Origin of the sequence: Streptomyces sp. NPDC008086 (assembly GCF_042957325.1) — a bacterium.
GTDB lineage: Bacteria > Actinomycetota > Actinomycetes > Streptomycetales > Streptomycetaceae > Streptomyces.
Window position 1 is genome coordinate 1,312,227 of record NZ_JBIBIA010000001.1, and the last position, 18,093, is coordinate 1,330,319.

General features: G+C 68.6%; 13 protein-coding genes. 9 read left to right on the forward strand and 4 right to left on the reverse strand.

All coding sequences use genetic code 11. The features are described from left to right. Positions 1-6: 6 nt before the first annotated feature. Both ACFZBP_RS05500 and ACFZBP_RS05505 read right to left on the reverse strand, forming a co-directional pair. Entirely contained in the window at positions 7-2,559 is a 2,553-nt protein-coding gene (locus tag ACFZBP_RS05500) for a polynucleotide kinase-phosphatase (protein WP_391410167.1), read from the reverse strand. Next, entirely contained in the window at positions 2,556-4,028 is a 1,473-nt protein-coding gene (locus ACFZBP_RS05505; RefSeq protein WP_391410169.1) for a 3' terminal RNA ribose 2'-O-methyltransferase Hen1, read from the reverse strand. The genes ACFZBP_RS05500 and ACFZBP_RS05505 overlap by 4 nt, the downstream gene beginning before the upstream one ends. Before the next feature lie 207 nt (positions 4,029-4,235). Here ACFZBP_RS05505 and ACFZBP_RS05510 point away from each other — a divergent pair, with 207 nt between their 5' ends. Continuing rightward, positions 4,236-4,376, forward strand: a complete 141-nt coding sequence (locus tag ACFZBP_RS05510) for a hypothetical protein (protein WP_391410171.1) — start codon at positions 4,236-4,238, stop codon at positions 4,374-4,376. A 581-nt stretch (positions 4,377-4,957) separates the two neighbouring features. Here the strand turns inward: ACFZBP_RS05510 and ACFZBP_RS05515 are convergent. Both ACFZBP_RS05515 and thpD read right to left on the reverse strand, forming a co-directional pair. Further along, the gene (locus tag ACFZBP_RS05515; RefSeq protein ID WP_383456676.1) at positions 4,958-6,268 is read right to left on the reverse strand and encodes an MFS transporter; all 1,311 of its coding nucleotides are present in this window, start codon (positions 6,266-6,268) and stop codon (positions 4,958-4,960) included. A gap of 166 nt (positions 6,269-6,434) precedes the next feature. Next, positions 6,435-7,328 carry an ectoine hydroxylase gene (gene thpD / locus ACFZBP_RS05520; RefSeq protein WP_383456679.1) on the reverse strand — a complete coding sequence of 298 codons (894 nt, stop codon included), beginning with the start codon at positions 7,326-7,328 and terminating at the stop codon, positions 6,435-6,437. Between the two features lie 197 nt (positions 7,329-7,525). Between thpD and ACFZBP_RS05525 the strand changes: the two genes are divergently transcribed. The 8 genes from ACFZBP_RS05525 to ACFZBP_RS05560 all read left to right on the forward strand — a co-directional run bounded on the left by ACFZBP_RS05525 (position 7,526) and on the right by ACFZBP_RS05560 (position 18,085). Further along, complete coding sequence (locus ACFZBP_RS05525) at positions 7,526-8,101, forward strand: ABATE domain-containing protein (RefSeq protein ID WP_391410175.1); 576 nt, start codon at positions 7,526-7,528, stop codon at positions 8,099-8,101. 146 nt (positions 8,102-8,247) lie between these two features. Next, a complete protein-coding gene (locus ACFZBP_RS05530; RefSeq protein ID WP_391410177.1) occupies positions 8,248-9,252 on the forward strand; it encodes a phosphoribosylglycinamide synthetase in 1,005 nt (334 codons plus the stop codon). Between the two features lie 166 nt (positions 9,253-9,418). Continuing rightward, a complete protein-coding gene (locus tag ACFZBP_RS05535; RefSeq protein ID WP_391410179.1) occupies positions 9,419-12,442 on the forward strand; it encodes a BTAD domain-containing putative transcriptional regulator in 3,024 nt (1,007 codons plus the stop codon). A 123-nt stretch (positions 12,443-12,565) separates the two neighbouring features. Next, positions 12,566-12,736, forward strand: coding sequence for a hypothetical protein (locus ACFZBP_RS05540; RefSeq protein WP_391410181.1), 171 nt, complete (start codon positions 12,566-12,568; stop codon positions 12,734-12,736). A 39-nt stretch (positions 12,737-12,775) separates the two neighbouring features. Then, entirely contained in the window at positions 12,776-13,759 is a 984-nt protein-coding gene (locus tag ACFZBP_RS05545) for a helix-turn-helix transcriptional regulator (protein WP_391410183.1), read from the forward strand. 530 nt (positions 13,760-14,289) lie between these two features. Further along, a complete protein-coding gene (locus tag ACFZBP_RS05550; RefSeq protein WP_383456694.1) occupies positions 14,290-15,576 on the forward strand; it encodes a diaminopimelate decarboxylase in 1,287 nt (428 codons plus the stop codon). Next, on the forward strand, positions 15,573-16,535 hold the full coding sequence (locus tag ACFZBP_RS05555) for a 4'-phosphopantetheinyl transferase superfamily protein (protein ID WP_391410185.1): 963 nt from the start codon (positions 15,573-15,575) through the stop codon (positions 16,533-16,535). Before ACFZBP_RS05550 ends, ACFZBP_RS05555 begins: the two co-directional genes overlap by 4 nt. After that, entirely contained in the window at positions 16,535-18,085 is a 1,551-nt protein-coding gene (locus ACFZBP_RS05560) for an AMP-binding protein (RefSeq protein ID WP_391410187.1), read from the forward strand. Before ACFZBP_RS05555 ends, ACFZBP_RS05560 begins: the two co-directional genes overlap by 1 nt. Positions 18,086-18,093: the final 8 nt, after the last annotated feature.

Below are 18,093 nucleotides of genomic sequence, written 5' to 3' on the forward strand. Positions count from 1 at the left end.
CGGCCGTCACAGCCGGGGGTCGACCGGCTCCGACTCCAGCGCCAGCACTCCGAACACCGCCTCGTGCACCCGCCACAGCGGCTCCCCCTCGGCCAGCCGGTCGAGGGCCTCCAGTCCGAGCGCGTACTCGCGGATGGCGAGGGACCGCTTGTGGTTGAGGAACCGCTGCCGCAGCCGCGCCAGGTTGTCCGGGCGCGTGTACTCCGGACCGTAGATGATCCGCAGGTACTCGCGTCCCCGGCACTTGATCCCGGGCTGGACCAGCCGCCCCTCCCCGCTGCGGACCACCGCGCCGAGCGGCTTGACGACCATGCCCTCGCCGCCCCGGCCGGTCATCTCCAGCCACCAGTCGACGCCGGCCCGCACCGACTCCGGGTCACCGGTGTCGACGTACAGCCGCCGGGTGGTCTGGAGGAGACCCGTGCCGTCGTGCTCCACCAGCCGGTCGAGCAGCGCGAGCTGCTGGTCGTGCGGGAGGGCGGCGAGGCTGCGGCCCTGGACCGCGAGGACCTGGAACGGTGCCAGGCGTACGCCGTCCAGGCCGTCGGTGGTCCAGCAGTACCGGCGGTACGCCTCGGTGAACGAGGCTGCGTCGGCGGCCCGTTCCCGCTGACGGGACAGGAGGTCCGACACGTCGACGCCGCGCGCCGCGGCACCCTCCAGCGCGGCCAGCGCCCCCGGGAACACCGCGCCGGAGGCGGCGCCGACCGCCGCGTACTGCGAACGCAGCAGGCCCTGCGCCTTCAGCGACCACGGCATCAGCTCGGCGTCGAGCAGCAGCCAGTCGGTCTCCAGGTCCTCCCACAGACCGGCCTCGGTGACAGCGGCCCGGACCCGGTCCAGGATCGTCTCCGTCACCGACTCGTCGTCGAAGAAGGGGCGACCGGTACGGGTGTACAGCGACCCGGTGGGACCGTCGGCCCCGAACCGCTTGCGGGCGACCTCCGCGTCCCGGCACACCAGCGCCACGGCCCGCGAGCCCATGTGCTTCTCCTCGCACACGACCCGCTCGACACCGTCCGCCGCGTACTGCGCGAAGGCCTCCGCCGGGTGCTCCAGGTAGCCGTCGATGTGGCTCGTGGCCGTGGGCGCCATGGTGGGCGGGAGGTACGGCAGCAGGCGCGGGTCGACGGCGAAGCGGCTCATGACCTCCAGGGCGGCGGCCGCGTTCTCCTCACGGACCGACACCCGGCCCGAGTGCCGGGTCTCGACGACCCTGCGGCCCTGCACGTCGTCGAGGTCGAGGGGCCGTCCGTCGTGCCCGCCCGGTGCCTCCGTCCGCAGCGGCCTCGTCGGCTCGTACCAGACCCGCTCGGCCGGCACGTCGACCAGTTCCCGCTCCGGCCAGCGCAGCGCGGTCAGCTTGCCGCCGAAGACGGCACCGGTGTCCAGGCAGATGGTGTTGTTCAGCCACGTGGCCTCCGGCACCGGAGTGTGGCCGTACACCACAGCCGCCCGGCCCCGGTAGTCCTCCGCCCACGGGTAGCGCACCGGCAGCCCGAACTCGTCGGTCTCCCCGGTGGTGTCGCCGTACAGCGCGTGCGAGCGCACCCGCCCCGACGTACGGCCGTGGTACTTCTCCGGCAGACCGGCGTGGCAGACGACCAGTCGCCCGCCGTCCAGGACGTAGTGGCTGACGAGCCCGTCGATGAACTGCCGTACCTCGGCCCGGAACTCCTCGCTCTCGCCCTCCATCTGCTCGATGGTCTCGGCGAGTCCGTGGGTGTGCTGGACGCCTCGGCCCTTGAGGTAGCGGCCGTACTTGTTCTCGTGGTTGCCCGGCACGCACAGCGCGTCGCCCGACTTCACCATCGCCATGACGCGCCGCAGCACTCCGGGGCTGTTCGGGCCGCGGTCGACGAGGTCGCCGACGAAGACGGCGGTACGTCCGTCGGGGTGCACGCCGTCGGCGTAGCCCAACTTGCCCAGCAGGGACTCCAGTTCCGAGGCGCAGCCGTGGATGTCGCCGATGATGTCGAACGGGCCGGTGAGGTGGGTCAGGTCGTTGAAGCGCTTCTCGGTGACGACGGTGGCGTTCTCGACGTCCTCCACACCGCGCAGGATGTGCACCTTGCGGAAGCCCTCGCGCTCCAGGTGCCTGAGCGAGCGGCGCAGTTCGCGGGTGTGCCGCTGGATGACCCGGCGCGGCATGTCGGCCCGGTCACCGCGGGCCGCGTTGCGCTCGGCGCACACCTGCTCCGGCACGTCGAGCACGATGGCGATGGGCAGCACGTCGTACTGCTTCGCCAGCTGGATCAGCTGCTTGCGGGCGTCCTGCTGCACGTTGGTGGCGTCGACGACGGTACGGCGGCCCGCGGCCAGGCGCTTGCCCGCGATGTAGTGCAGGACGTCGAAGGCGTCCCGGGTCGCGCTCTGGTCGTTCTCGTCGTCGGAGACCAGGCCGCGGCAGAAGTCGGAGGAGATGACCTCGGTGGGCTTGAAGTGCCGGCGGGCGAAGGTGGACTTGCCGGATCCGGAGGCGCCGACGAGCACGACGAGGGAGAGGTCGGTGACGGGCAGGACCCGTCCCTCGGTTGCCAGGGTGGTGTTCTCGCTCATGCGGCCTTCGCCTCCTTCACGTTCTTGGTTCCGCCCATCTCGAAGACGGCCATCTGGGTGGGTGGCCCCACCTCCGGGTCGTCGAGGCCGACCGGCACGAACTCCACGCCGTACCCGTGCCGTTCGGCCACCGCCCGCGCCCACGTCCGGAACTCCTCGCGGGTCCACTCGAAGCGGTGGTCGCCGTGCCGGACGTGCCCGGCGGGGAGGGACTCCCAGCGGACGTTGTACTCGACGTTGGGGGTGGTCACCAGGACCGTCCGCGGGCGGGCGGCGCCGAAGACCGCGTACTCCAGGGCGGGCAGCCGCGGCAGGTCGAGGTGCTCGATGACCTCGCTGAGCACGGCGGCGTCGTAGCCCGCGAGCCGCTTGTCGGTGTAGGCGAGGGAGCTCTGGAAGAGCTTCACGCGCGAGGCCTGCCGCTCCCCCATCCGGTCCAGCTTCAGCCGCCGCCCGGCGATGGTGAGCGCCCGCATCGACACGTCCACGCCGACGATCTCGGTGAACGACGGGTCCTTGAGCAGCGCCTGCACCAACTGCCCCTGCCCACAACCGAGATCGAGCACGCGGGCGGCACCGGACGCCTTCAGCGCGGCGATGATCGCGTCCCGCCGCTGCACGGCGAGCGGGGTCGGCTTCTCCTCCGTCTCCCCCTCCGCCTCGACGGCGTTGTCGATGTCCTCGACCTCGCTGTCGTCGGCCTCCGCGAGCCGCACCAGCTCCAGCCGCTCCATCGCCTGCCGGGTCAGCGACCAGCGGCGCGACAGATACCGGCTGGTGATGACCTTCTGCTCCGGGTGGTCCGGCAGCCAGCCCTCGCCGGCCCGCAGCAGCTTGTCGACCTCGTCGGAGGCGACCCAGTAGTGCTTGGCGTCGTCGAGGACCGGCAGCAGGACGTACAGATGCCGCAGCGCCTCGGCGAGGGTCAGCGAATCCGACTCCAAAACGAGCCCTACGTACCGCGAGTCGCCCCACTCGGGGAACCGCACGTCCAGCGGCACGGGCTCGGCGGTCACGGCCCAGCCGAGCGGCTCGAAGAGCCGTCGTACGAGTTCGGGGCCGCCGCGGGCCGGAAGCGCGGGCACCTCGATCCGCAGGGGCAGCGGCTGCGCCGGGAGCCCCGGCCGTGCGTTGCACACACCCCGCATGGCGCTCGAGAACACGCTGCTGAGCGCGACCGCGAGCAGCGAGGACGCGGCGTACGGCCGGTCGTTGACGTACTGCGCGAGCGCCGCGTCGGGCGCGCCGCCCCGCCCCTTGCCCTTGCCCCGCCTGACCAGCGCCACCGCGTCGACCTCCAGCAGCAGCGCCGCCGTGCAGCGCTCGGCTTCCGCCTCCGGGTAGAGGACGTGCGCCTTGCCGTAGGAGGTGGAGAACGCCTGCGATTTCTCGGGATGCTTGTGCAGCAGGAAGCCGAGATCGGTGGCAGGACGCTCCGGAGTGCCGGTGGTGGTGATGGTCAGGAACACGGTGGGTAGACCTCAGAATAGGTTCTGAACTGCGAGTATTCGCCGGGCCCGCTTGGCCGGCGCGCCTGATCAACGTACAGCGAATGTCTCGAGGACACTCAGGGTTTTCCGCTCGCTCGCAGTCGCCCGGCACGGGCCACCACGGCGGCGAACCGGCGTAGATCACTACTCTGGGTCGCCGGAGGCGGGCAGTGGGGTGCCGGGCGCGTGGTCCTGGGCGCCGTGATCGTGCGCTCCTTGCGCTTCAACCTGGCCGGTGCGCAGATCGAGCACGTCCTCTGGATCGAGGAGTGCTGGATCGAGAAGTCGGTGGACCTGCTCACGCGTCGACCCGGACGGTCGTCATGACGGGCTGCAGGATGCCGGGCGTCGAGGCAGACTCGGCCCGTATCGAGGGCCAACTCGACATCAGCACCGCCCTGTCGCTGAGTGATGCCCGGGTGGCCGGCCGCAAGCTCCTGAGCGGAGCCCACAGCGGCGCGACCGGAAGGCTGACCCTGGCCGCCGGTTGTCTGGTCATGGAAGGGGGCGTGCACGGCAACCGCGGTTTCGTCGCGCGTGGGAGGAGAGGTCCGGCTGGTGGGAGCGCTGCCGCGCGAGCGCCCGTGCCAGTACCTCCCGGGCGACCTACAGGGCTTCCTCATCAGCGCTCGGGCGTGCCCGGGGCCGGATGCCGGCGGCCGTGACCGACATCGCTCAGTACCTCGCGCACGGGCCACTCCAGCCGATGCCGGAGGTCGCCTGGATCAGCGTGGGGCCGGTCGGGCCAGGGCTGCTCCCACGTCGCGCCCGCTGAACTCCTCCTCGCTGAGTCCCGGAGCCACCTCACAGCAACCCGCCTCCGCCAGTCGCCGCGCGGCCTCGGTCGGCGACACCGGCTGCCGAATCCTTGCGGGAAGGCCTTTGGCGGGCGAGAGCCGAGTCGAAAGCTACGCCGTGAGAACACCGCGGTTGTAGCGGAGCGTCCACACGACGACGGCAACCAGGACCGCTGTGATGACGGCCGTTCCTGCGACCGAGTTGGTGGTGGCGAAAATGCCGCCGAATCCGGCCACTCCCAGAGCCGCACCCACGGCGAGGCTGGTCTCCTGGAGAGCGGCTGCGCGTGCGACATCCCTGGGTGGAACGCTCCCGAGCAGGTACGCGTCTCCCGACGCCATGGAGACCCCCACGCCGAGACCGATCAGGAAGCTGGCCGGCCACAGGCCGCCCAAAGCGGCTACCACAAGACCGAGAGCGCAGGTGGCCAAGCTGACCTGCAACATGTGCACCGGAGAAAATCGAGACTGCAGCTTATGGAAGGCGAACCCTCCGAGTGACACCCACAGCGCCAGGACCGAAACCGGCAGGATGGACAGCAGCGAATCGACCTCTGCGCTGAAGAGAAAGACCGACCCCGTGTAGCACGCCGACCCGAAGACGAGTGCGAGCGAACAGGCTCCAAGCCGGGAGAAGGGCAGCATGCGCACATCGATGAGCGGGTCCCGGGAGCGGAGTTGACGGACGCAGAACACCGCCAAGATGCCACAGCCGACGACAGTCGCCAGCACGCGCCCGAGTGCCTCGCCATGACTCTGCAGACCTGCCACGAAGAGGCCGAATCCAAGAAATGCCAGGACTGAAGAAGCCACGTCGATCTTGGTCGACGAGGCCAGGCCCAAATCGATACCGCGCAAGAGCAGGGTCGCAAGAACGCCGCACAGTACGGCGATTGCAGCCGGCAGCCAGAACAACAGGGTGTACGCGTCGATATCAACGAACACCCGGCCGAGCAGTGGTCCCACACCGGCCCCGATGCTGTACGTGGTGATCCACAGGGAGTAACCCAGTGTGCGCTCCGCGGTGTTCGGCAGCCCGCCGATGACCGAGGCAACGCTGGAAACGATGAGTGCGTAGCCAAAGCCTTGCACGAACCGGGTCGTTGTCCATGCCGCCGATGAATCCAGTAGTGCGGGACCAGCACCCGCGACGGCAAACACGAGAAGCCCGATTGCCAACGTCACACCAGGGCCCATCCGTGCACCCAGGCGGGACCCGAGGACAACACTCGAGGCGAGCGCGATCGTGTACCCGTCGATGAACCACAGTCGCCATGAATCGGTGAGCACGGGCAGGTCATAGGCGATGGAGTTGAACAGCGTGGAGTCCACACCGCCGAGGAACATGGGAACTAAGAGAAGAGGGAAGAGAATTTTTTTGGGCACGGTGGACCGCACCGGAGAAAGGGTGCTTGCGGACATGCGGACCTCGTCTTGGTTGGCGGGTAGAACCACCTAAGACGGTTCTACCACTCCTGTACTTGGGGAGCAACCGGCCAGGATGGTTCCCTGCTGGCCGAGGGCAGGTACACACCGCGGGTGGGCCAAGGCCACCAGGGCCTGGCCCACCCGCGGTCAGCTGCTTGGCTCAAGTGGCCGGAAACTCGCGGTTGCTGAGGTGCTGCGGACGCGGCTTGGGTGCGGAGAACGGGGCCTCCAGCGTGTTCTCCACGCTGTTGTACACAATGAAGATGTTGGAGCGCGCGAAGGGCGAGAGGTTGCCATTGGAGCCATGGAGCAGGTTCGAGTCGAACATCACCGCGGATCCGGCAGGACCGGTGATCTGCTCGATTCCATGCTTCTCGGCCATGCGCGTCAGATGCTTCCGGTCCGGGGAGCCGACAGACGGACTGGCCACCCGGAGCGACTCCTTGTGGTAGTCCTGCGGCGTCTCTCCGATCGTGGGAATGAAAGAATTGTGGGTGCCGGGCATCACCATGAGCGGCCCGTTGAACGGGTAGTTCTCGGTCAGCGAAATGGAAACGCTGAACGCACGCGGCCTGGGCATACCGTCTTCGGAATGCCAGGTCTCAAAATCAGAGTGCCAGTGGAACGGGGCACCGCCGAAGCCGGGCTTGTAGTTGACCCGGCTCTGGTGAATGTACACCTCCGAGTCGAGGACCTGCCGAGCGATGTCGGTGAGCCGAGGGGAATGCAGCAGTTCGGCAAAGAGCTCGCTGACCTTCTCGACCTCGAAAACGGACCGCACCTGGTCCGACTCCGGCTCCAGAATCGCCCGCTCACTCGCGCGCAGCGCCGCATCCTCGCTGAGCCGCTTCAGTTCGGCGAGGTATATCTCCACCTCATGCGCGGTCAGCAGGTTGTCGAGAACCAGGTAGCCACTCGACTCGTACTGATTCAACTGCTCACTGTCGAGCGGGCCCGGAGCCTCTCCCCACACAGTCGGATCGATCCGCGGCTGAGGGACTGACTCACCGATGATTCGGGTTGGATACAGGTCGGGGCGCACAGTGATGCTCATAGGTTGGTCTCCTTCGCAGGGCAGTGAAAGTTCGGTTCACCCACACATGGGTCTGGTTCGTTCTCCGGCCATCTCGATTCTGCGAGCTTCCGCGCGGCGGAGGAAGAAGTGACGGGTGGACTGAATCGGTCCTGACCTAATCAGTCCCGAAGTCGAACTTGGTGGCATGGACCGCCGGAACCAGCTAAGATGGTTCCATGTCCGTTGCGCATGTTCCCGAGTTCCGCCTCGGCAAGGTGCTGGCGACCAGCTTCACGGCGACTCTGACGGAGCGCTGCGGCGAGTCGCTGGAGCGCATCCCTGTGCCGTCCCGACTCGTGGACTGGTTGGCCGTCAACGGGCTCGTGGTCGACTCCTGCACGGAGTCCCAGCTCGACCACGCACGAGAGCTACGGGAATCGATTCACGCGGCCGCTACCGCCGTTGCGAAGCAGGAACCACTTCCCGCCCCAGCTGTCCGAGTCATCAATGACTGCAGCACTCACGGCCAGGCCTCACCGATCTTGACGCCCGAGGGCAACTGGGAGTGGCGGCTGGGCTCCGCTTCTGTAGAGGATGCTCTCAGCGTGATCGCTGCGGATGCGATCAGCATCATCGCGGGAGAACGCCCCGGAAAGATCTCCTTGTGCTCATCGCCGACGTGCCGGGCCGCCTTCTTCGACGCCAGCCGGGGCCGCACACGCAGATGGTGCGAAATGAACACGTGCGGGAATCGCGAGAAAAAGGAACGCTTCCTCGCCAACAAGCGCAAGAACTCAAGCCCTGCCGGCTGACCTACGGGGTTCCGCGCGTCCATGCCGTCCGCACGCGCTGACCCTCTCCGCTGCCTACGCATCTCGCTCACCAGGTCCGTCGGCCGACTCGGACAGGGGAAGAGAAGGGGAAGAGGACGGGAAGGCCGTACCACATGGTGGCGTTTATGTGTGCACACTTCCTGAGAAGCGCGCAGCTCAAGCTGCTCCTGGTGATGCCGAGCCACCAACTCGTACGAAAAGGAAACGAGCTGGGGTTCCGCCTCTGGTCGATATGGGATCCGTCGCAGCTTGAGTCCGACTACGCGCCCCGCGTCGAAGAAGCATCCGAAGAGCTGCTGCTCACCGATTTCTCCGACGAGACACTACTGCGCGAGGTCATCGCGCGAACCGCGCGGCGCCATGGCATCGACGCCGTGCTGCACGGCGGACACGGCAATCCCGCCCCGTCGGTGATCCGGGAGGCATGGCAGTTGGGCCTGTCCACGAACCCGCCGGCGGTGTACGAGCGCCTCCGGGTCCTCGAAGGGGACGTACAGGAACCCCTGTCGGCTCCCAGGGTGAGCGTCGAGACCCTGAGCGTGAACGGGAACCACCATGTCCTGGGACTGACGGCTCAACGCACCACGGGACCTCCGCACTTCCACGTGACGGGCTACCTCCATCCGGCGCCGGTGACCGACTTTGAGCGCCGCACCATCGAGGCGGTGGTCCAGGAGCGGCTGACGGCGAGCGGATACCGCTCCGGCCCGGCCCACACGATGGTGGCCTTGCTGCCCCAGGGGCCGCGGATCGTGTCCTGTCGCGCACACCTCGGTGCCGACGGTATCCCCCTGCTCTTCGAGAGCGCGCGCGGGTTCGACCTGGAGGCGGCGGTCTTCAGGAGCCTCCTGGGCCGCCGCCCGGTCGTGCCGAAGGCGCACCAGTACGCCGAGATCGGCTTCTTCCTGCTGCCCGAAGGACGGTTGGAGACGCTCACCGGCACGGAGGACATCGCCGTGACCCCATGGGTACGCGGCGCCCGATTCCCCTACTCCGTCGGCGACTTGGTCGCCCCCGTCGGCGACCCACGCGCACGGCGCGCCTATGTGGTCGTCGAGGGGGACACACCGGAGCTCACCCGTGAGCGGATCGCCAAGGCCCGAGATGACCTGGTGGCTCAAATCCGTTAGGTCATGCGGAGAAACGCGCCCGACAGCCATGCCATGCCCCCTTCCGGGGCAGGCGAGGACTCAGGGACGGGATTCGGCCTGATCATTCCTGGCGCATGCTCCGTAGGAATGATCTAATTTCTCGGTCTGATTCCCACCGCTGACGGGAGAGGGCGGGGTACGGACCGTGACAGCAGAGGGCATTCAGGACGACTCGGGTACCCGACCGGAGTTCGCCGTACTGGGGTCCCTGGAAGTCCGCGTCGGCGGCGAACTCCTGCCCCTCAACAGTGCGTTGCAGCAACGCGTCCTCGTGACACTGCTCCTGGAAGCCGGGCGCGTCGTGCCCCTCTCCCGCCTGATCGCAGCCGCATGGCAGGAGGAGCCGCCGGACAGCTCCGAGCACCAGGTGCGCAAGACAGTGGCCAAACTGCGCGGCCGTATTCCGCACGGCCACGGCATCATCGTCACCGACGGGTCGGGATACCGCGCGGTCGTCGACACCGAGGAACTCGATCTACTGCGCTTCCAGCGGCGGTTGAGTCAGGCGAGGGAGTCACTGGAGGCGAACGAGCAGGAGGGGGCGGTCGCGCGGTTACGGGAGGCGCTGGCGCTGTGGCGGGGGCCGGTGCTTGCCGGATCCGGTGGCCGTGTGGTCGATGCCGCTTCGACCGCGCTGGAGGAGCAGCGGCTCACCGCCGCCGAGCAGCTCTACGGTCTGCTCCTCGACGCGGGCGAGGCCGCCGGGATCACGGGCGAGCTGCGTGCCCTGGTCGACGAGCATCCGCTGCGTGAGACGCTGCGCAGCCGGCTCATGCTCGCCCTCTACCACTCCGGCCAACAGGCCGCCGCACTCGATGAGTTCAGCCGCGCCCGGGAGCAACTCGCCGACGAGTTGGGCATCGACCCCGGCGCGGAGCTGACCGGGCTCCACGAGCGCATCCTGCGCCAGGACCCGTCGATCTCCCGCCCGGAACGCGCGGCGGCTCCTGCCGTCCCCCACCAGGAGACCGAGGCTCCGCACGCACTGCCGTTCGACGTGCCCGACTTCTCCGGCCGCAGCCACGAGCTGCAGTGGATCTGTGAGAGGGCCCGCGGAGCCCAGGACGGCTCGCCGACGGTCCTGGCTCTCGACGGCATGGGCGGCGGCGGCAAGACGACCCTCGCCGTGCGGGCCGCGCACCAACTGGCCGAGCGGTACCCGGACGGCAGTCTCTTCATCGACCTGCACGGCTTCACGCCGGGCCAGACGCCGCTCAGCCCGTTCCAGGCGCAGGGCGACCTGCTCGCGGCAGCCGGCATTCCCAGCGAGGAGATCTCCACAGTGCCGGCCGGACGTGCCGCGCGGTGGCAGTCCTACATGCGGGGCCGTCAGATGCTCCTTGTCCTGGACAACAGCGCCTCGTCCGAGCAGGTGCGGGAGTTGATCCCCGCCTTCTGCGACAGCCTGGTCCTGATCACCAGCCGCCCGCGGCTGACCGGACTTGACGGCGCCGAGTGGCTCTCCGTGGGCGCCCTTCCGGAGCTGGACAGCCACCAGATCCTGCGTAACACCCTCGGTGCCGAACGCGTCGAGCGAGAACCGGACTCGGCCCGTGAGCTGCTGCGGCTGTGCGGCGGGCTCCCGCTGGCCGTCAGGATCGCGGCAGCCCGGCTGGCGAACCGTCCGCGCTGGAGCGTCCAGCGACTCGTCGAGCGGCTGAGGGACCACAACCGACGGCTGGACGAACTCACCAGTGAGGGAAGGGGAGTCGCGAGCGCGCTGCTGCTGTCGTACCAGTCCATGCCGCTGGAGCAGCGAACCGCCTTCCGGCTTCTGGGTCACCACCCGGGGCGCTATCTGGACGCCGACGAAGCCGCCGCGCTCCTGGACACCGATGCCCTGACGGCCGAGGACGTACTGGAAGAACTGGTCGACATCCGGCTCCTCGAAGCCAGGGAGCCGGGGGTGTACGCCCTGCACGACCTGGTGCGCAGCTTCGTCCAGCGGGTCGCGCAGGGTGAGCGGGCACCCCAGGACGGGCAGGCGACGGAGCGCCTGCTCGACCACTATCTGCGCACGGCGGAACTCGCCTGCGACACGCTGTTTCCCGGACGCCGCCGCGTCGGGGACACCGACGAAGAGGGCGTGGCCGGCAGCGGGTTCGGCCACAAGGACAGGGCGCTGCAGTGGCTCGACCAACACCGTGAGAGTCTGCTGGCCGCGGTGGACGCCGCATACGACGAAGGGCTGCTGTGGCATGCCGCGCGGCTGCCGCGCGAGTTGGGCTTCCACTCCAGCATTCGCGGCTACGACGCCAGCGCCAACGTAGCGCTGGAGAAGGGTGTCAAGGCGTCCACTCGGCTCGGGGATCCGTCGTTGGCCCGGCTGAACCTGATGAACCTGGCCATGGGCAAGTGGCGGCTGGGGCAGTTGAGTGGCGCGGTCGCCCGCCTCGAGGAAGCCGTCGACCTGTCCCGGCAGATGGAGGACGAGCACAGCGAGGCGGAGTGCCGGGCCCGCCTCGGACAGGCCTACAACAGCATGGGGGAGCTGGAACGCGCCCTGCAGCTGAGTCAGGAGGCCAGCGAGCGTGCGCGGGAGCTCGGCTTCACCCGGCTCGACGGTTCGTCGCTCAGCATGCTGAGCCTGATCCAGGTGCGGCTCGGGCGGTTCGAGGAGGCGGTGGAATCGGCGGAGCGGGCGGTGGCCATCTTCGACTCGATCAAGGAGGTACAGCTCTCCGTGTCCGCGCTGAGCTATCTCTCCCAGGCGGTCGAGGGCCTGGGCCGCTTCGAGGAGGCGCTCGCTCGGACCGACGCGGCACTGGAGCGGTGCCGGCGGATGAACATGCTCGCGGAACTGCCGCTCGTACTCGCCCGCAGAGCGGACGTACTGGTGCGCATGGGCGAGCTGGAGGAGGCGGCGGACAGCTCCGACCACGCACTCGCCAAGGCCGCCGGCAGTACCGGCGACATCCACCGCGCCGCCGTGCACCTCGCGGTCGGCCGCGTGCGGTACGCACAGAGTGACCTGGACACGGCGAAGGACCAGCAGCTGCTGGCCCATGAGATCGCCTGCCGAATGGAGCTGCGCTATGACGAGGCGTGCGCGCTGTGGGGCCTCGCCCGTACCGCGGAGGCCCAAGGGGACGCGCGGCTCGCCCGGGAGCACCGCGCTGCGGCGGACAACCTCTTCTCCCTCATGAAGGTGCCGGAAACCGCACGGTGAGCGGGGGCGCCGGGCGGCTCACGGCGTGGGGACCGGGCGGGTGTCCGGAGGGGAACGAGCCGGGAAGACGGATCGGCAGCATCAGCGGAGTCGAACGGATTCGTCCTTCAAAGGAGTTCACTCATGCGCGCCACCCCGATCGCCGCCGCTGTCCTTGCTCTCGGAGCGTTCGTCGGCGGAATCACGGGCTCTTCCGACGCCACCGCACCGGAGACCGTTCACGTGAGCGCTGTCGCCTCCACGCCCTTGACGGCCGGAACCGTCCAGTCGGAGGACAACCACGGGAACGGATGAGCGTCGAGCGGCAACACGACGGTTGGAGAGGGGAGTTGCATGTTCGACGTCCTGGGAATGGACGCCACGGCCGAGGTGGTCTACCGCGAGATGCTGGCGCACCCGCAGGACGGTGTGGCCGATCTGATGTACCGCCTCCAGCTGACCGAGCAGGCGGTACTGACAGCACTTGACACTCTCAGTGAACTGGCTCTGGTACGGCATTCCTCCGAAGATCTCCAGCGTTTTCACGCGGTTGACGCGCATCTCGCCGCGGAGATCCTGCTGTCGAGGCAACGCGCCGAGCTGGCCGCGCAACAGCAGCGTGTGCAAGAGGCTCAGGCGGCCGTCGTACAGATCAAATCGGAGTTCACTCACGAAGGTGGCGGGGACGAGTCGCAGCGTCTGAAGGGGGTCGACCGCGTCCGCGACTACCTGGCGAATTTGTACGACAGGGTCGAGGACGAGTTGTTGACATTCGCTCCGGGGGGAGCCCAGACGGCGGCCAATGTGCGCAACTCGCGGCCGCTCGCCGAGGATCTGCTGGAACACGGCGTCCGGATGCGCACCGTGTATCTCGACAGCGCCCGCAACGATCCTGTCACGGTGGCGCACGCGGACCGGCTGGCCGCGCTCGGCGGGCGCATTCGTACCGCCCCCGCGTTACCGAACCGCATGATCATCTGTGACCGGAGAATCGCGATCGTCGCCGCCGACCCCGATGACACCGGCGCCGGCGCAGTGGTCCTGCAGACGCCAGGAGTGGTCTCATCGCTCTGTGCCCTGTTCGAGAGCGTCTGGCAGTCCGCCCAGCCGATGGGTGCGACCACCTTGCCCGCCGATGAGCAGGGGCTGAACCCTCAGCAGATGGAAGCCCTGCGGCTGTTGTCCCTCGGGCACACCGACGAGTCCGTCGCGGCGCGGCTGGGCGTGTCGGCCCGCACGGCACGTCGTATCGCCACGAAACTCATGGGCCACCTCGGCGCGCGAAGCCGCTTCCAGGCCGGCGTGCAGGCGGCCGCGAGAGGACTCTTCCGGCCTTGATGGTCCGGACAGTCGCTGGTCGACGGGCAGCCGAGCGACAGTTGCCTCATGTATCTCGTCCATCTCGCACTTGTCCCCCCAGGCGATGCCCCCCTGCCGGCTGACATCAGGCAGGTACTCGAAGCCACCGCACCGGACGTTCTCGAACACGTCAGCGTGCACCGCCGGGCATGGCCTCACCCTGTCATCGGTCTCTTCCTCCGCGTCGCCTCGCTGAACGAGGCCGAGACGACCGCGGAGCGGATCTGGGAACGCGCTGCCGCCGCGTCCCCTCAACTTGCTGAATGGTGCCTGCGACGCGCTGAAGTACCTCTCGTTTCCGGATTCGGGACTGATTAGGTCAGGACCGATTCAGTCCACCCGTCACTTCTTCCGTCGCCGCACAAAAGCTCGCAGAATCAAGGCAGTTGGAAAACTCAGCAGCTGGAGAGGCGAGCGATGAAAGACCAGATATCCACCCCGGAAAGCTCACTCGCGGAGAAGCGATTCGTGTTCCTCTGGCTCGATGACGGCGGATGGCAGTGATTGATATGACCACCTCGAAGTTCCACATCCAGGGAATCACGATGTCAGCGTTGGCCGAGGAGTTCGGCACCCCGCTGTTCGTCTACGACGCGGACATCCTGGAAAGCACGCACCGAAAGCTGCGCGGCATACTGCCCGCCGGTGCCGACGTCTTCTACTCCCTCAAGGCCAACCCCAACATCAGCGTCTGCGCACTGCTGAATTCGTTGGGCACCGGCGCCGAGGTTTCCTCCTATGCCGAACTGATCACCGCTCTACGAGCCGGAGTCTCGCCGCAGGACATCATCTTCCTCGGCCCCGGCAAGGACGAACGGGAGCTCGTCGCGTGTATCGAAGCCGGAATCCACGCGGTCGTCTGCGAGTCGCTGGAGGAACTCGACCTGCTGGACTCGCTGCTGGCAAGGGCCGGCCGTGACGAGTTCCCGGTGCTCTTGCGTGTGAACCCTGCCTTCGGCAGCAAGGGGTCAGGGTTGGCCATGGGAGGCAAGCCCCGGCAGTTCGGCATCGATGAAGCCGAACTGCGTGACTCCAAGCACCGGCTCGCGGCCCTGCGCAACATCCGCGTGAAGGGGGTGCACGCCTACATGGGGACACGGTTCCTGAACCACGAGGACATCGTCCACAACACCCGACAGATCCTGGCCACCGCGGAGGAACTGGCCGGCCGACTCGGCTTCCCCCTGGAAACCGTGGACTTCGGCGGCGGGCTCGGCGTCGCCTACTTCGACAACGAGGAGGACCTGGACCTCGACGCGCTGGGGACCGGACTGGCGGACGCCCTGTCCTCCTTCTCCGCGCGCAACCCGCACTGCCGGATGATCATGGAGCTGGGACGGTTCCTGACGGCCATGGCCGGCACGTACATCGTCCGGGCCCGCTATGTGAAGGACTCCATGGGGGAGAGCTTCGTGGTCGCCGACGGTGGCACCAACCACCACATGGCCGCCGTCGGCGTCGGGAGCTTCGTCAAGCGCAACTTCCCGATCCGCCACCTGGGGAACCGGTCTGCCGGAGCCCTGCGGCCCTACACCGTGACCGGACCGCTGTGCACGCCCAACGACGTGGTCGCCAAGAAGGTGCGGCTGCCGGAAGTCCGGCCGGGAGACCTGCTGGCGGTGGAGCGGTCCGGGGCCTACGGGCCCACCGCCTCACCCGGGCTCTTCCTCAGCCACGGCTACCCGGCCGAGGTCCTCGTGCACGGCGGGCGGGCCCATGTGGTCCGAGAGCGCGACAGCACGGAGGATCTGCTGGCCAAGCAGCACCTCGTCGATTTCCGCACCGCATCCGGATGAACACCGCGGCAAACCAGGCCGCCCGGATCGGACTGGATGTCCTCGACTGCTCAGAACTCCGACGCCTGGTCGAGCGCCCCTGGTTCCTGCGCTTCGCCTTCGCCCCGGAGGAACTCGCCCACGCCGAGACCCTCGGTGCCCACCGGCTCCTGGAGTTCCTGGCCGGTCGGTTCGCCGCCAAGGAGGCCGTGTTCAAGGTCCTGGGAATCGGCTTCCTCCAGGGAGTGGCACCACGAGAGATATGTGTGGAGCACACATCGCACGGTGCCCCCGTCGTCCACCTGCGAGGGCGGGCCGCGCAATTGGCCCCGACCTTCGTCTCGGTGTCCATCACCCACAAACAGAACGTCGTAGCCGCCATCGCCATCGGCCTCCCCCGGGCCGCCGGTGCGGCAGCCGAAGACGGTCGAGAACAATCAAAGGAGCCTGACGCCGTGTCGCCGCCGAACACCAACACGACCACCGTCCAGCACAGCGCCCGCGATGAACAAGCCCCGGAGACCACCAAGGCCACCGAGACCCCCAGGACATCCGAGACGACCGAGACCACCGCCTTCCTCCGCGTACGCATCGGCCAGGAGGAGGCCCACTACGGGGGCGGCCTGGTGGACGGCGCCCGCATCCTGCGCCTGTTCGGCGATCTGGTCACCGAGATCACCATCCGCACGGACGGCGACGAGGGGTTGCTGTCCCAGTACAGCGACCTCCGCTTCACCGCCCCCGTGAAACCGGGCGACTACATCGAGGCACGCGGGCGGCTGGTACGACGGACCAGGCTGCGCCGGGTGGTCGAGCTCCAGGCGCACAAGGTCCTCAGCGCCCGCCCGGAATCGGGCGAGAGCGTCGCCGCGGTCCTCGACGCACCCCAGCTCGTGTGCACCGCCACCGCCACCACCGTCGTCCCGTACCGCAGGACGGACCCGGCGACCGCCCTCAACCCCACTGCCGAGGAGACCTGATGACCCGCCCAGCCCAGCTGCTGCACGAACTGCTCGACCAGGCCGCCGAGCGCAGCCCGCACTCCGTGGCGCTCAGCACACAGGGCGGCAGCCTCACCTACGGTGAACTCGCCGAGGCCAGCGTGCGCATGGCAGGCCGCCTCCACGTGGAGGGCCTCAAGCGCGGCGACCGTATGGTCGTCACCGCGTCGGACGGTCTTGGCATCGCGCTTCTCGTGTACGCCGCGTCCCGCCTCGGCATCGTCTTCAGCGTCCTGCACGAGCAGGTGCGCGGCGGCCCGCTCGAGCATGTCGTGCAGGACTGCGAGCCCGAACTCCTGGTGTCCGACGACCCGGAGGTGGCCCACACCGCGGTGCGGCACCATCTGACGTTCCTGAGGATCGAGGAGCTTGTGCGCGCGGCTCTCGACCCGCGGACCGTCTCCGCCCGGCTGCCCGAGAACCCCGGCACTCTCAGCGTGGACCCGGTCAGCCTGATCTACACCTCCGGCACCACCTCCCTGCCCAAGGCCGTGGTCAGCACCCACCAGCAGGTTCTGTTCTCGGTGACGGCCATCCAGGCCTGTCTGAACTACCGCGCCGACGACGTGGTGTACTGCCCGCTGCCGCTGTCCTTCGACTACGGCCTCTACCAGGTGTATCTGTCCGCGCTCAGCGGCGCCCGGCTCCACCTGGGCACGGTCGCCGAGGCCGGCCCGCCGCTCCTGCGCAGTCTGGAGGCCGCCGGCGCCACGGTCCTGCCGGGTGTGCCCTCCGTCGCGGACCGCCTCGCCTGGCTCCTGCGTCGCAGCACCGGAAAGCTCAGCAAGCTGCGACTGCTCACCAACACCGGCGCGGCCCTGTCGGACAGCACCATGTCCGCGCTGCGCGGCGCGCTGCCCCAGCTGCGGATCCAGGTCATGTACGGCCTGACCGAGTGCAAGCGCACCGCGATCATGCCGCCCGACGGCGATCTGACCCACCCCGGCTCCTGCGGCATGCCGCTGCCCGGCACCGAGGTCTTCGTCATCGGCGACGACGGCGAACGCCTGCCGACGGGTGAGATCGGCCAGTTCGTGGTCCGCGGACCGAACGTCATGGCCGGCTACTGGCGGCGCCCCGAGCTGACCGCCGAGCGTTTTCCCCGAACGGGGGGACTGTTCCCCGAGCTGCGCACCGGCGACTACGGCTGGCAGGACAAGGAGGGCTACCTCTACTTCTCCGGCCGCCGGGACGACCTGTACAAGGAGCGGGGCTTCCGTCTCAGCGCCACCGAGGTCGAGGCCGCCGCCACTCGTGTCGACGGGGTGACCTCCGCCGCCGTACTGCCGCCCGAGGGCGGGCGGACCGCGATCCTCGCGGTGGTCGCCGACATCACGGCGGACGAGGTGCGCGAGGGCATGCGCGACCACATCGAGCCCTTCAAGATCCCTCGCCGCTGCGTCCGCCTCGACGCCCTGCCCACCAACGGCAACGGCAAGGTCGACCGCAAGAAGCTGGCCGCCCTGGTCGAGCAGACCCAGGCCACCTCGGTCATCACCGAGGCGCTGCAGGCCCGCCTCGCCCACTGATCGTCCCC